General features: G+C 70.4%; 13 protein-coding genes. 4 read left to right on the top strand and 9 right to left on the bottom strand.

Features of this window, described 5'->3' with window-relative positions; translation table 11 throughout:
* Positions 1 to 55 precede the first annotated feature (55 nt).
* The 4 genes from P9K36_RS21230 to maiA all read right to left on the bottom strand — a co-directional run bounded on the left by P9K36_RS21230 (position 56) and on the right by maiA (position 2,845).
* Positions 56 to 361, bottom strand: a complete 306-nt coding sequence (locus tag P9K36_RS21230) for a hypothetical protein (RefSeq protein ID WP_043355733.1) — start codon at positions 359 to 361, stop codon at positions 56 to 58.
* On the bottom strand, positions 358 to 669 hold the full coding sequence (locus tag P9K36_RS21225) for an EthD family reductase (RefSeq protein ID WP_043355731.1): 312 nt from the start codon (positions 667 to 669) through the stop codon (positions 358 to 360). The genes P9K36_RS21230 and P9K36_RS21225 overlap by 4 nt, the downstream gene beginning before the upstream one ends.
* A 65-nt stretch (positions 670 to 734) precedes the next feature.
* Complete coding sequence (locus P9K36_RS21220; RefSeq protein ID WP_043355729.1) at positions 735 to 2,066, bottom strand: NAD(P)/FAD-dependent oxidoreductase; 1,332 nt, start codon at positions 2,064 to 2,066, stop codon at positions 735 to 737.
* A 131-nt stretch (positions 2,067 to 2,197) separates the two neighbouring features.
* Entirely contained in the window at positions 2,198 to 2,845 is a 648-nt protein-coding gene (maiA, locus tag P9K36_RS21215; RefSeq protein ID WP_043385141.1) for a maleylacetoacetate isomerase, read from the bottom strand.
* Positions 2,846 to 2,985: 140 nt separating this feature from the next.
* Between maiA and moaB the strand changes: the two genes are divergently transcribed.
* On the top strand, positions 2,986 to 3,543 hold the full coding sequence (gene moaB / locus P9K36_RS21210) for a molybdenum cofactor biosynthesis protein B (RefSeq protein ID WP_043355725.1): 558 nt from the start codon (positions 2,986 to 2,988) through the stop codon (positions 3,541 to 3,543).
* 85 nt (positions 3,544 to 3,628) lie between these two features.
* Here the strand turns inward: moaB and P9K36_RS21205 are convergent, their stop codons facing one another.
* Positions 3,629 to 5,077 (bottom strand): amino acid permease, encoded by a 1,449-nt coding sequence (locus tag P9K36_RS21205; RefSeq protein WP_043385144.1) that lies wholly within the window; start codon positions 5,075 to 5,077, stop codon positions 3,629 to 3,631.
* Positions 5,078 to 5,211: 134 nt separating this feature from the next.
* The gene (locus tag P9K36_RS21200; RefSeq protein ID WP_100794004.1) at positions 5,212 to 5,742 is read right to left on the bottom strand and encodes a hypothetical protein; all 531 of its coding nucleotides are present in this window, start codon (positions 5,740 to 5,742) and stop codon (positions 5,212 to 5,214) included.
* Positions 5,743 to 5,899: 157 nt separating this feature from the next.
* Here P9K36_RS21200 and P9K36_RS21195 point away from each other — a divergent pair, with 157 nt between their 5' ends.
* Both P9K36_RS21195 and P9K36_RS21190 read left to right on the top strand, forming a co-directional pair.
* The gene (locus P9K36_RS21195) at positions 5,900 to 7,015 is read left to right on the top strand and encodes a PA0069 family radical SAM protein (protein WP_278305945.1); all 1,116 of its coding nucleotides are present in this window, start codon (positions 5,900 to 5,902) and stop codon (positions 7,013 to 7,015) included.
* A gap of 387 nt (positions 7,016 to 7,402) precedes the next feature.
* On the top strand, positions 7,403 to 9,427 hold the full coding sequence (locus P9K36_RS21190) for a methyl-accepting chemotaxis protein (RefSeq protein WP_278305944.1): 2,025 nt from the start codon (positions 7,403 to 7,405) through the stop codon (positions 9,425 to 9,427).
* A gap of 16 nt (positions 9,428 to 9,443) precedes the next feature.
* Here the strand turns inward: P9K36_RS21190 and P9K36_RS21185 are convergent, their stop codons facing one another.
* From P9K36_RS21185 to P9K36_RS21175, 3 genes are all read right to left on the bottom strand, one after another.
* A complete protein-coding gene (locus P9K36_RS21185) occupies positions 9,444 to 10,043 on the bottom strand; it encodes a ribonuclease HII (protein WP_278307315.1) in 600 nt (199 codons plus the stop codon).
* A 155-nt stretch (positions 10,044 to 10,198) separates the two neighbouring features.
* A complete protein-coding gene (locus tag P9K36_RS21180; RefSeq protein ID WP_043355708.1) occupies positions 10,199 to 11,245 on the bottom strand; it encodes a glycosyltransferase family 1 protein in 1,047 nt (348 codons plus the stop codon).
* A 10-nt stretch (positions 11,246 to 11,255) separates the two neighbouring features.
* Positions 11,256 to 12,071: a UDP-2,3-diacylglucosamine diphosphatase gene (locus tag P9K36_RS21175; RefSeq protein ID WP_043355706.1), complete on the bottom strand. Its 816-nt coding sequence runs from the start codon at positions 12,069 to 12,071 to the stop codon at positions 11,256 to 11,258.
* Positions 12,072 to 12,590: 519 nt separating this feature from the next.
* Here P9K36_RS21175 and P9K36_RS21170 point away from each other — a divergent pair.
* Positions 12,591 to 13,799: an aminotransferase class V-fold PLP-dependent enzyme gene (locus P9K36_RS21170; RefSeq protein WP_043385155.1), complete on the top strand. Its 1,209-nt coding sequence runs from the start codon at positions 12,591 to 12,593 to the stop codon at positions 13,797 to 13,799.
* Positions 13,800 to 13,842: the final 43 nt, after the last annotated feature.

The following is a 13,842-nucleotide window of genomic DNA, read 5'->3' as shown; positions in this document are numbered from 1 at the left end:
CGCGGCTGAGGCGCGGGCCGGCTCCCCGACAGGGGCCGCCCCGCGCGGTTGGGACCTATGCCTCGTCGGTCTCGGGCAGTGGGTCGCCGGTCCAGGTCGTCGCGAAGGCGGCGAGCTCCCGGGCGTCGGTGAAGGCCGCCACGGTGACCTCCCGCTCCGCCGGTTCCGCGCCCGGATAGGGCGCGAGCAGGATCCGCACCCGCGCCAGCCGGCCGCTGGGCGCCTTGTCGGCGATCCAGGCCTGCGCGTCCGGCGTGAAGCGTTCCGGGCCGTCGAGGGCCCGGGCGTCGGTGCGCAGCACGACCACGTAGGTGCCGAGGCTCGGATCGGCCTCCTGAACAGCCTTGACGATGTCGATCACGGGCTTTCCGCGAAGTCGTTGATCTGAACCTGGGCCTGCGCCGACGTGAAGTTCGGGATGTCCGCGAAGATCTCCTCGCCATGGGCGGCGACGGCTTTCTGGAAGGCGTCGACCGACGCGAAGGTCAGCAGCGCCATCACCTGGAACGGGGCGGTGCCGCCGTCCGGCGTGCCGGCGCCCTTGACCACCTTGGCCTCGTGCAGGCCGAGGGATGACCAGCGCTCGCGCACCAGCGGCATGTGATGGCCGAGATAGTAGCCCATGTCGAAGCTCGGGCCGGCCGGATACATCACGCTTACCAGGATCATGGGGCTTCCCTTCTGTGTCACGCCCGGTCCGCCCGGGCGCCCGTCCTCGGTTCGTGGGGCGACGGTCAGTGCAGCTTCACCCGCGGCTCGGTGCGCCGGGTCAGCGCGCGCGCCAGGGTGTCGAGCACCGTCTTGGCCGTGCCGTGGAGCGCCCGCTCGTGCATCTTGTAGAGCGAGCGGTACATCATGCGGGCGAACAGGCCGGCGATGAGCATGTTCTTGCCGCGGACGAACCCCATCAGGCTGCCCACGGTCGAGTACTCGCCGAGCGAGACCAGCGAGCCGAAATCCTTGTACCGGAACGGCTTCAGCGGCTTCCCGGCGATCTTGGCCGGGATCTGGCTGATGAGGTGGCTCGCCTGCTGGTGGGCCGCCTGGGCGCGGGGCGGCACCGGCGTGTCGGAGCCGGCCTCCACCAGATAGGCGCAGTCGCCGATGGCGAAGATATCCGGGTCGCGGGTCGTCTGCAGCGTCGGGGTCACCACCAGCTGGTTGGTCCGCGTGGTCTCCAGGCCGCCGATGCCCTGCAGGAACGGCGGCGCCTTCACCCCCGCCGCCCACACGACCAGCTCGGACGGGATGAAGGTCCCGTCGGCGAGCTGGACGCCGTCGGCGCGCACCTCGGTCACCCGGGCCTTCACGCGCACGTCGACGCCGATCTTGTTGAGGAGCTGCATCACCTCGGCCGAGAGGCGCTGCGGCACCGCCGGCAGGATCCGGTCCGCGGCCTCCACCAGGGTGATGCGGATGTCCTTGCCCGGGTCGATCTTGTCGAGCCCGGTGGAGACGACGTGGCGCAGCGTCCGGTGCAACTCGGCGGCGAGTTCGGTTCCGGTGGCGCCCGCGCCGATCACCGTGACGTGGAGCTGGCCGGGCCGGACCGGGCCGACCTGAGTGTGGGCCCGCAGCGAGGCGTTCACGAGGCGCTGGTGGAAGCGCACCGCCTGCTCCTGGGTGTCGAGGGCGATGGCATGCTCGGCGACGCCCGTCGTGCCGAAATCGTTCGTGGTGGAGCCCACCGCCATCACCAGCGTGTCGTAGGGGACGGCGCGCTCGGGCGTGACCTCGCGCCCTTCCGCGTCGTGGCTCGCCGCGAGCTGGACCGTGCGCGCCTCGCGGTCGAGGCCGGTCATGCGCCCGATCCGGTAGCGGAAGCCGTGCATGTGGGCGTGATGCAGGTAATCCACCGCGTGGTGGCCCACATCGAGGCTGCCGGCCGCCACCTCGTGAAGCAGCGGCTTCCAGATATGCGTCCGGGCGCGGTCCACGAGGGTGATGTGCGCGCGCTTGCCGCGCCCGAGCTTGTCGCCGAGCTTCGTCACCAGCTGGAGGCCGGCGGCGCCGCCGCCGACCACCACGACACGATGCAGGCCGGACTCGTTCTCGACGGATGCCATCGACACTCTTTCTTTCCCCGGACCGGGATTAATCGCCGGCCTCCTTACACGGCCTGGGCCGCCGAATTCCACAACCGCTTGTCGCGGCCCCAGGTCACCAGCGCGGATTCACGCGCACGCGTGGCGTGCGATCACGCCGACGGGGCACCCGGCTGACGCAACGGGTGTGCCTCCGCGACAGCGGGCAGGTCGAGGCAGGCCTCGGCGATTCGCGCGACTGTCGGGTAGGCCGCCGTGTCGATGCCGAAGATGCCGGTCCCGACCCAGAGGCTGACGAGGCAGAGATCGGCATGGCTCACCGAATCGCCCTGGCAGAAGCGTCCCGTGCCCGCCTCGGTGGACAGCCGCGTCTCCAGGGTCACGAGGCCGGTCGTGAAGGCGTTGCGCAGGAAATCCAGCATCCGCTCCCGGGGCAGACCGTAATGCTCCATCAGGAAGGTGCGCACCCGGGGCACGTAGAGCGGGTGGGTGTCGCACGCGACCACCTGTGCCAGCGAGCGGGCCCGGGCCCGCGCCCGCGGCTCCTCCGGCAGGAGGCGCACGCCGCCCCGCGTCTCCTCCAGGTAATCGAGGATCGCGAGCGACTGGGTGAGCGGCGGCCCGTCGCCGTCGAACAGGGCCGGTACCGCGCCCTGCGGGTTGATCCTCCGGAACTCCGGCTTGTGCTGGTCGCCCGCGTCGAGATCGATGAAGGTCTCCTCGTAGGCGATGCCCTTCAGCTTCAGGGCGATCCGCACCCGGAAGGCCGCAGCCGAGCGCCAGTTGCCGTACATGTGCATGGGGAGCGATCTCCGACGGGATCGGAAGAGCACAGCCGAGTTTGCCGCGCACCGCAAGTGGGACGTGGACGCGGCCGCCCGGGGGCGACAAGCGGCTTCGGCCGGCCCATATCGGTCTTCCGTCCCGGAGAGCCCGCACGATGGCCGATCAGACCGACGCCCGCCGCTTCATCCCCCTGAACATCGCGGTCCTGACCGTCTCCGACACGCGACGCCCGGAGGACGACCGCTCGGGGGACACCCTGACGCAGCGCCTCACCGAGGCGGGGCATCGTCTGGCGGCCCGGTCGATCGTGCCGGACGAGGTCCCGGCGATCCGCGGCCAGGTGGAGGCGTGGCTGCGCGATCCCGGCGTCGACGTGGTGATCACCACCGGCGGGACCGGCTTCACCGGCCGCGACGTTACCCCCGAGGCGCTGGAGCCGCTGTTCGAGAAACGGATGGACGGCTTCTCGGCCGTGTTCCACCGGATCTCGTACGACAAGATCGGCACCTCGACCCTGCAATCCCGCGCCACCGCGGGGGTCGCGCACGCGACCTACGTGTTCGTGCTGCCGGGCTCACCGGGCGCCTGCCGGGACGCCTGGGACGGGATCCTGGCCCAGCAGCTCGACTACCGGCACCGGCCCTGCAACTTCGTGGAGATCATGCCGCGTCTCGATGAGCACCTGCGGCGCGGGGCCAGCATCGCGGTGTGAGCATGAGCCTCAGTCCGGGCCCGCCCGCGGCGGCCCGGAATGACGGGATCGTCATGGAGGATCGTGAGGGGCCGGTCCGTCTGACCTACGCCGCGTTCCCCTCCTTCCGGCGTAGGACCGAGTGTTTGCGGCCGTAGAAGAAGTACACGACGAGGCCGATCGCCATCCAGATCACCAGCCGCAGCCACGTGTCGAGGGGCAGGCCGATCATCAGGAGCAGGCAGAACAGGATGCCGAGGATCGGCACGACCGGCACGGCGGGGGCCCGGAACGGCCGCTTCATGTGGCGCTCGGTCCGCCGCAGGTAGAGCACCGAGCCGCAGACGAGGATGAAGGCGGCGAGCGTGCCGATGCTCACCATCTCCCCGAGGATGTGGATCGGCACCAGGGCCGCCACCACGGCGACCACGGCCCCGATCAGCGCCTGGCTGCGATACGGCGTCTGGTAGGTCGGATGGACGTGGGAGAACATCTTCGGCAGCAGGCCGTCCTGGGCCATGGTGAAGAAGATCCGGCTCTGGCCGTAGAGCAGGACGAGGATCACCGTCGTGAGCCCGGTCAGCGCCCCGAGCTTGATCAGGAGGGCGAACCAGCCGATGCCGATCACGTCGACGCCCTTGGCGATCGGGTCGGGGACGTTCAGCTCCTTGTAGGGGACGAGGCCGGTGAGCACGGCGGCGACGAGCACGTACAGGATCGTGCAGACCGCCAGCGAGCCCAGGATGCCGATGGGCATGTCCTTCTGGGGCTTGCGCGCCTCCTGGGCGGCGGTGGAGACCGCGTCGAAGCCGATGAAGGCGAAGAACACCACGCCGGCGCCGCGCAGGATGCCGCTGGCGCCGAAATGCCCGAAGGTGCCGTCGTTGTCGGGGATCAGCGGGCTCCAGTTCGCGGTGTCGACGTGGCCCCAGCCCAGTGCGATGAAGGCCACCACCACGGTGAGCTTCACCGCGACCATGATGTTGTTGAAGCGCGCCGATTCCTTGGTCCCGCGCATCAGCAAAATCGTGATCAGCGCCACGATCAGCACCGCCGGCAGGTTGAACAGAGCCGTCCCGCCGCCGTCGATCGGCGTGCCGGGCGCGTTCGCGAACTGGGCCGGGATCACGATCCCGACGGTCTTCAGGATGCTGATGACGTAGCCCGACCAGCCCACCGCCACGGTGGCGGCACCCATGGCGTATTCCAGGATCAGGTCCCAGCCGATGAGCCACGCGAAGAACTCGCCCAGCGTCGCGTAGGTGTAGGTGTAGCTCGACCCCGCCACCGGGATCAGCGCGGCCATCTCGGAGTAGCACAGGCCGACGAAGGCGCAGGCGATGCCGCCGAGCACGAAGGACAGCATGATCCCCGGTCCGGCATACTGGGCCGCCGCCGTGCCGGTGAGAACGAAGATGCCGGCGCCGATGATCGCCCCGATGCCCATCGCGGTGATCGAGAGGGCGCCGAGCGACTTCGAGAGCTGCTGCTCGCCCTCGCCGCTCTCGACGATGTCGTCGACCGATTTGCGCCCCATCAGGCCCGACGATTCCATTGCACCATCCTTCCAGGTCGAGCCGGGTCAGCCCGCTTCCACAGATGTAGAGTCGGCGAAATTTCTGCCGCGCTTCAAGTGTTGTAGAGGCGGACTGACCGACAACAACGAGGGCCGGCGCAAGATTCTGCCGGTCAGGCGCGTTCGATCCGGGCGATCAAGGGCCGGACCTTGAGGCGCGCCGCGAACGGGCCGCCGCTCCGCAGGGCCTCGCGCCGGACGACGTCCCCGGCCCGGGCCTGCCGGGCACCCATCACGCTCTCCAACCGGCCCACGAGCCGTTCGAGCCAGCCTGCGGCCGTACGGTGCAGGCGGCCGAGGGCCGTCTCCGGCCGCGCCGTCCCGACGAAGCGGTCGAGGGTGCGGATCCAGCCCTCGGCCGGAACGTCCCCGGCCTCAAGGCACAGGATCCAGTCCCGGCGAGCTGCGGCAGCGCCCGCGGCGTAGGGGTTGCCGCCCCGGTGCAGCACGAGCGTCGCGCCCGTGGCCTCCGCGACGGCCGCCACGGCTTCACTCTCGCTGCCCGAAACGATCACCGCGTCGCCGATGAGGCCGCCGGCCACGCCGGAGACCAGCACGCTGAGCGTGTCGGCCAAGCGATCGATCGCGTCCGGATCGGCCGGGTCGGCCAGATAGGTCACGGCGGAGAGCATGAGCGCGCGCATAGACGATTCTGCGCCGCCGTAAACCGCCCGGCCGCCGTCGGGCGGCCGTGTCGCTGTCCGGACAGGCGACAAAGCTGTGTCTGCCTGAAAAAGAGGCGTTCGGCCGACGGCTGTTCGCTCTATGTTCCGAGCGGGGTCGGGCAGGAGACGAGTCGCCATGGTGTCGATACCCGATGACGTCTCGGGCCGGCCCGCCCAGCGACTCGGCCCGAGCGGCGTGCCGCGGGATGCTCGGCGCGGGCGTGGTGCCACGGCCAATCCCACCGGCCGCCACGAGCCGGCCCGGCGGGAGACGTTCCACGAGGAGACCGGGATGGCGGACGCGCCGGCGCCCCTGCGCACGCAGGTCACCCCGGAGCGCTCCACGCGGATCATCGCCCGCAACAGCTCGCCCGACATCCCCTTCGACCGGTCGATCAACCCTTATCGGGGCTGCGAGCACGGCTGCATCTACTGCTACGCGCGCCCCACCCATGCCTGGCTCGGCCTGTCGCCGGGGCTCGACTTCGAGTCGCGGATCTTCACCAAGCCAGACGCCGCAAGGCTGCTGGCCCGCGAGATGGCCGCGCCGGGCTACCGGCCCGAGACGATCGCCCTCGGCACCGCCACGGATCCCTACCAGCCCGTCGAGCGCGCGCACCGGATCACCCGCGCGGTGCTGGAGGTGCTGCGGGACGCCCGACATCCCGTCAGCATCACCACCAAGTCGGACCTCGTGCTGCGCGACCTCGATATCCTGGCGGCGATGGCGGCGGACAATCTCGTGCTCGCGGCGATCTCGTTGCCGACACTGGATCCGGACCTCGCCCGCCGCCTCGACCCGCGGGCGCCGCGGCCGGACAAGCGGCTCGTGGCGATGCGCGCGCTGAGCGCGGCGGGGGTGCCCGTCATGGTCAACGTCTCGCCGATCATTCCCGGCCTGACCGATCACGAGATCGAATCGATCCTGGCCGAGGCGCGTGCGCACGGGGCGAGTCGCATCGGCCACGCGCTGCTGCGCCTCCCCGGCGAAGTCGCCGACCTCGTGGCCGACTGGTTCGCCGAGCACTATCCGGAGCGCAGGGCGCGGGCCTTCGCGCTCCTGCGGGAAGCCCGGGGCGGGCGCGAGAACGACCCGCGCTTCGGCCACCGCTTCCGCGGGGAGGGGGCCTACGCGGCGATGATCGGCCAGCGGGTCCGGCTCGCCGGCACGCGACTCGGCTTCGCCTTCGGGCGGATGGCGCTGAACCGGGAGTTCTTCCGCAGACCGGGGGCACAGTTGTCGCTGTTCTGAGACGGCGCGGCGTCGAGCCCGGCTGGCCAGGATCGTATGAGCGGAGCGCCTGCCGGGCCAGATGAATCCGCCGTCGGTGCAGCAGCTTATCGATCATCCATCTCCAATTCCGCTCGAAATGGCGACGTACCGCACTCGTTGCGTCAATCGGGACTTCGATTGCGCGAATACTCGGCTTGTTGACTCTAGGTTTAATCTTAATTGCCAAAATACATATTTCGATTGAGTCTTGAATTCGAGGTTGACAGCAAAGATCTTTTGTCATCTATGAAGTCGTTTTCTAGATTTTCATTGAGAAGGACTTACGGTTTGTCTCGATATTTCAGATTTTCAATAGGATCGATTATCGGAGTAGTATCGCTGAGTATGGGAGTAATGCTGCTTGCCGTGCGTACAGACACGCTCCTGAGCACTGTGGAGCACGCGCGAGAGGGGCAGCGCGTCGTCACGCTCACGCGGGTCAGCCGCACGCTGCTCCGGTCGGTGATCGCGACCCGCATGGCGCGGGGCATCGTTCAGAAGGTCCTGGCCGTCGAGGGTCCGATCTCGGTGGCCGACAGGGCGGATCAGCTGTCCGAGCGGCAGGCCCTGATGGACGCGGAGACGGAATTCTGGACCCTTGTGCGCGACCTCGCCGTGCCGTCGGTCCAGGCGACGCTGGAGCCGCTTCGGAGCGCGCAGGCGACCTTGGCGGCGCTGAGGCCACAGATCGACGCGGTCGTCGCGCTCCCGAGGGAACGCCGCGATGCGGCGTTCAGACAGACCTTCGACACAGCCGTCACGAGCCTCCTCAACGCCTTCGCGGCAACCAACGCCGCGGTGGACGCGGCCATCCCGCGCCGGGACACGGCGGTCGCGCAGGCCCTCGACATCAAGCGTGCCAGCTGGGCGACGCGGGTCGCACTCGGCAATTCCTGGCGCCGTATGGAAACCTCGGTGGCCGCCAAGGCGTCTTGGTCGCAGGAGGAGATCATCGCGGCGGCCGAGGAGCGGGGACGCCTGATGGCGGACTGGGGTAAAGTCGTCGACCTGTTCACGGAAGACGTCCCGGTCGCCCTGCGTGCCGCCTTCCAGAAGGCGCAGGCCAGCAACTTCGAGGGCGAGTCGGCGCGGCGGCGCGTCGCGATCACGGACGCGCTCAGCCGGGGCAGGGCGCCCGGCATCGAGGCCGATGCGTTGCGCGCGCGCGACATCGCCGACGGGAGGGCGCTTCTCGATCTGGCCCACGCGGGTCTCGACGCGATGATCGACCGGGCCCAGCTCCTCGCCGCCGAGTCGCAGCGCGCGCTTTTCGGGGCCGTGCTGTTCCTGACCGCAGCGGTCCTGCTGGCGGTCGGCGGTATCGTCATCGTGTTCCGTTGGGTGCTCCGGCCGTTGCGGGCCATGACCCAGGCCATGCAGGCGCTCGCGGGAGGAGACGCCGACGTGCCGATCCCGGCCCGAGAGCGGCGGGACGAGATCGGCGCGATGGCGGCGGCCGTGCAGGTCTTCCGGGACAACCTCGTCCGCACCCGCGCCTTGGAGGCCGAGGCGGCTGAGGCGGCGCTGGCCGCGGAGGCGCAGCGTCGGAGCATGACGCTCACGATGGCGCAGGGTTTCGAGTCGGCGGTGGCCGGCATCGTCGGTCAGATCTCCGCCGCCGCGGCCGAATTGCAGACCACGGCCTGGCAGATGACCACGACCGCCCAACAGACTGCCAGCCAGTCCGATACCGTGGCCGCCGCCGCCGAGGAGGCGTCCACCGGCGTCAGAACCGTGGCCGCCGCCGTGGAGGAACTCGGCACCTCCGTCCAAGAGATTGCGCGCCAGGTCCAGGGCTCGTCCGAACTGGCACGGGCCGCCGTCGGCGAGGCCGACCGGACCGCCGTGCTGGTGGCCGCGCTGAACACGGCGGCCGCCCGGGTCGACGCGGTGGTCGAGCTGATCGCCGGCATCGCCGCGCAGACGAATCTGCTGGCGCTCAACGCCACCATCGAGGCGGCGCGGGCCGGCGAGGCGGGGCGGGGCTTCGCGGTGGTCGCCACCGAGGTGAAGGACCTCGCAGCCCAGACAGGCCGCGCCACCGAGGAGATCGGGCGGCAGATCTGCGAGATCCAGACCGTCACCGGTCAGGCGGTGGAGGCGATCGGGACGATCACGGGCCGGATCGGGGAGATCAGTGCGGTGGCCGCCGCGATCGCGGCGGCGGTGGAGCAGCAGGGGGTGGCCACGCAGGAGATTGTCCGCAACATCACGCAGGTCTCTACGGGGACGCAGGAGGTGACCGGCACCATCGCCGGGGTTGCGCAGGCAGCCGACCAGACGGGGCGCGCGGCCGACCACGTCCTGACGGCCGCGACCGCGCTCACGCGTCAGTCGGAGCAGCTCGCCGTCGAGGTCGGTCGCTTCCTGGCCGGCGTCCGGGCTGCGTGACCCCAGGGGGCCGGGATCAGTCGAAGGCCCGGGTGAAGCTGATCCGGTGATGCGGGCTGCGGCCGAGTTGCGTCAGGCCGGCGCGGTGGACGGCCGTGCCGTAGCCGACGTTGCGCTCCCAGCCGTAGCCGGGATGGCGCTGAGCCAGGCGCCGCATCAGCCGGTCGCGGAACACCTTGGCGACGATCGATGCGGCAGCGATCTGCGGCACCAGCCGGTCGCCGCCGACCACGGCGCGACCCGGAAGGCCCGGCAGGGCGTCGCGCCCGTCGACCAGCACGGGCGCGGCGAGGCCGAGCCGGGCGACCGCCCGCGCCATTGCATCGAGGGTTGCGCCGCGGATGTTGATCTGGTCGATCAGCGCCCGGGAGCCCGCCGCCACCGCGACCCGGGCATGGGTGTGGATCATGGGGGCCAGACGTTCCCGGGCCGGCTCCGGGACGCGCTTGCTGTCGTCGAGGGCGCCCAGCAGGTCGGCGGGGATCGCCGCCGGATCGAACCAGACCGCGGCCACCACGACCGGCCCACAGAGTGCGCCGCGACCGACCTCGTCGCAGCCGATCACCGCCGGGTAGGCTGCGGCCCGGTTGGGATCGAAGGGCGCCCGGCCCGCCATCGGCTTGGTCGGCGACGTGGCGGCGACCGACTTGCCGACCAACTTGCCGACCGACTTAACAGTCGACTTGGCAGGCGATTTGGCGATGGGCGGGGCGGACGGCTTGGCGGGCGGCATGACGCCGTCCTGCCATCCCGCGCGGGCGCCGTCACGGGTCAGGCGGCGTCCCGGGTGCCGCGCGCGCCGCCATGCGCCTCGATGATATTGCCGAAGAACTGCCGCGCGCTCACGTCCCAGCCGCAGCGCAGGGCCTCGGCCCGGCACTCGGCCCGCGACAGCCGCAGGGCCGCCAGCGCGGCAGCCCGGAGATCCTGATCGAGAACCCCGACGCGACGGCCGCCGACCACGTCGTTGGGGCCCGGCACCGGGAAGGCCGCCACCGGAAGGCCGCTGGCCAGGGCCTCGAGGAGCACGATGCCGAACGTGTCGGTGAGGCTCGGGAACACGAAGACGTCGCAGGCGGCGTAGACCGCCGCGAGGTCCGCGCCGGTGCGGGTGCCGAGGAAGCGCGCCCCCGGCGCGAGACCCTGCAGCCGCGCGCGGTCCGGCCCGTCGCCCACCACGACCTTGGTGCCGGGCAGGTCGAGGGCGAGGAAGGCGGCGACGTTTTTCTCCACCGCCAGCCGCCCGACATAGAGGAACAGCGGCCCGGGCAGGTCCGCGAGTTCCGCCGGCACGGGCGTCCCCGGTCCGGCGGGCCGGAACCGTTCCGTGTCTACGCCCCGGGTCCAGCGCATCAGCCGGCCGAATCCCCGCGCCGCCAGTTCACCCTGGAGCGAGGCGGTGCTGACCATCGTTCCCCGCGCCGCGCCGTGGAACCGGCGCAGATAGGCGTAGGACCACGCTTCCGGCACCGGCGCGCGGGCCGCGAGATATTCCGGGAAGCGGGTGTGGTAGCTCGTCGTGAACGGCAGGTTGTGCGCCAAGCAATGGCGCCGCACGGCCAACCCCACGGGCCCCTCCGTGGCGATATGCACGTGGGTCGGCCGTTCCGCCGTCCAGCGCGCCGCCACCCGCTCCCGGCTGGCATAGGCGAGGCGGATCTCGGGATAGCCCGGGAGCGGCAGCGACCGGAAATCCGCCACGGAGAGCAGGGCTGTCGCGAAGCCGTGTTCCGGGGCGCGGCGGACCATCTGCTCCAGGGAGCGGACGACGCCGTTCACCTGGGGATGCCACGCGTCGCTGGCGATCAGAAGCTTCACGGCGGTGCCCTCAAGCCACCGCGCGCCGGCCCGCCAGGGGTTGCGGCACGGCCTCGGCCGCCTGCGCCCGCAGGAGGCTCGGATAGTGCAGAACCTCGATCCGGCCGTCGTAATGCTCCACGAGACCGGTGCAGGATTCCACCCAGTCGCCGGTGTTGAGGTAGCGCAGGTCGCCGATCGGCCGGTCCGCCGCATGGTGGATGTGGCCGCAGATCACCCCGTCGGCACCCTGGCGGCGCGCCTCCTCGGCCAGGATCGTCTCGAAGCGGCCGATGAAGCTCACGGCGTTCTTCACGCGCAGCTTCGCCCAGGCGGAGAGCGACCAGTAGGACAGGCCGAGGCGCCGCCGCACCTTGTTGATCAGGGTGTTGAGGGACAGGGCCAGGGTGTAGGCGCCGTCGCCGAGATGGGCGAGCCAGCGCGAGTGCCGCACGACCATGTCGAACTGGTCGCCGTGGATCACGAGGTAGCGCTTGCCGTCCGCCGCCTCGTGGATCGCGGTCTCGGCCAGCTCGATGCCGCCGAAGCTCGTGCCCACATAGTCGCGCAGGAACTCGTCGTGGTTGCCGGGCAGGTAGACGATCCGCGCGCCCTTGCGGACCTTGCGCAGGAGCTTCTGCACCACGTCGTTGTGCTCCTGCGGCCAGTACCAGCCCGAGCGCAACTGCCAGCCGTCCACGATGTCGCCGACGAGATAGATCGTGTCGGCGTCGTAATCCTTCAGGAACGACAGGAGCAGGCCGGCTTGGCAGCCGCGCGTTCCGAGATGCAGGTCGGACAGGAACAGCGTCCGCACGCGGACCGGCATCTCCTCAACCTCGGCCACGGCAACCCTCTCCCGGCGGCTGAACGGTGCCGGGATCCAGAGCGCGATCCCATCTCAGTTTGATGACGCGGAGTCCCGGCGGGGCCACCCGTCCGCGTTGCGGCGCCGCAAAGCATCTCAACCGGACCTCGGCTTCGTTGCGCCGCACAAAAAATTTTTTTGCCAAGTTCTGGAAGTTTTTCCGGTTTTCCTTTCGAGCTTCGCCCGCTCATAATACCAGGAACCGGCGGCTCGGCACGAGTTCGGCCGGACCTTGACAGGAAGGCGGCGAGGACGGCCCTGAGGCCGTTGGACGGGACGGCATTTCGGAGGCGACCGGCGCGCGGGGGCGTGCCGCGACGCGAGCGGCGTGAGGCCGCCTGCCGCTCCGCGGAGGCCCCCCGATCACGGCAGAGGATGGCGTTCGAGGGGGCGCGGCGCGAGCCGCTTTCGACGGCGCCGGACCGACTCCCTGAGGACGCTTGGACAACCCGGCGCGGGTTCACGCCCGCGCACAATGGATTTTTCGGAGGAAACATCATGGCCGCAACCCGGCGCCCCGGTCGCAACCACCTCTTCATTCCCGGCCCTACGAACATCCCGGAGCGCGTCCTGCGCGCCATGCACGTGCCGTCTGAGGATCACCGCTCGCCGAGCTTCCCCGAGCTGGTGAAGCCGCTGCTCCAGGACTCCAAGATGGTGTTCGGCTCGACCGCCGGGACGGTCATCCTGTTCCCGTCCTCGGGCACCGGCATCTGGGAATCGGCCCTGTCCAACACCCTCTGCCGCGGCGACACGGTGCTGACCTCGCGCTACGGCCAGTTCAGCCACCTCTGGGTCGACATGGCCCAGCGCCTCGGCCTCGACGTGGTCGTCCAGGAGGAGGAGTGGGGCACCGGCGCCGATCCGCAGAAGATCGAGGAGGCCCTGCGCGCCGACAAGGACCATAAGATCAAGGCCGTGATGGTCGTCCACAACGAGACCGCCACGGGCGTCACCAGCGACATCGGCGCGGTGCGCAAGGCGATCGACGCCGCCGGCCACCCGGCGCTGCTGTTCGTGGACGGCATCTCGTCGATCGGCTCGCTGCCGTTCTACATGGACGACTGGAAGGTCGACTGCGCCATCGCGGGCTCGCAGAAGGGCTTCATGCTGCCGGCCGGCCTCGGCCTGATCTGCATCAGCCCGAAGGCGCTCAAGATCGCCGAGGGCGGCACCGGCCGCAACGACCGGCTCGGCCATGCCTACTTCGCCTGGAAGGACCAGCTGGCCGCCAACGCCACCGGCTACTTCCCCTACACCCCCGTCCTGCCGCTGCTCTACGGCCTGCGCGAGGCCCTGGCGATCGTGAAGGAGGAGGGGCTGGAGAACGTCTACCACCGCCATCACGTGCTCGCCGAGGCGACCCGTCAGGCCGTGGCGGCCTGGGGCCTCAAGCCCTGCGCCAAGGAGCCGAAGTGGAACTCCGATACGGTCACGGCGATCGTGGTGCCGGAGGGCGCCGACGCCGCCAAGGTGATCATCCACGCCTACGAGCGCTACAACCTGTCGCTCGGGGCCGGCCTCTCGAAAGTCGCCGGCAAGGTGTTCCGCATCGGCCACCTGGGCGACCTGAACGAGCTCTCGCTGCTGGGCGCCATCGCGGGCGCCGAGATGGCCATGATCGATTGCGGCATCAAGGTCACGCCGGGCTCGGGCGTCGCCGCCGCCTCCAGCTATCTGCGCGAGAATCCGCTGCATAAGGCGTAATCGGCGCACGCGATCGGGGCGGGGCCGGGTTGCCGGGCCCGCC

The organism is Methylobacterium sp. 391_Methyba4 (genome assembly GCF_029691625.1).
GTDB lineage: Bacteria > Pseudomonadota > Alphaproteobacteria > Rhizobiales > Beijerinckiaceae > Methylobacterium > Methylobacterium fujisawaense.
This window is presented reverse-complemented; position numbering and strand designations above follow the sequence as displayed.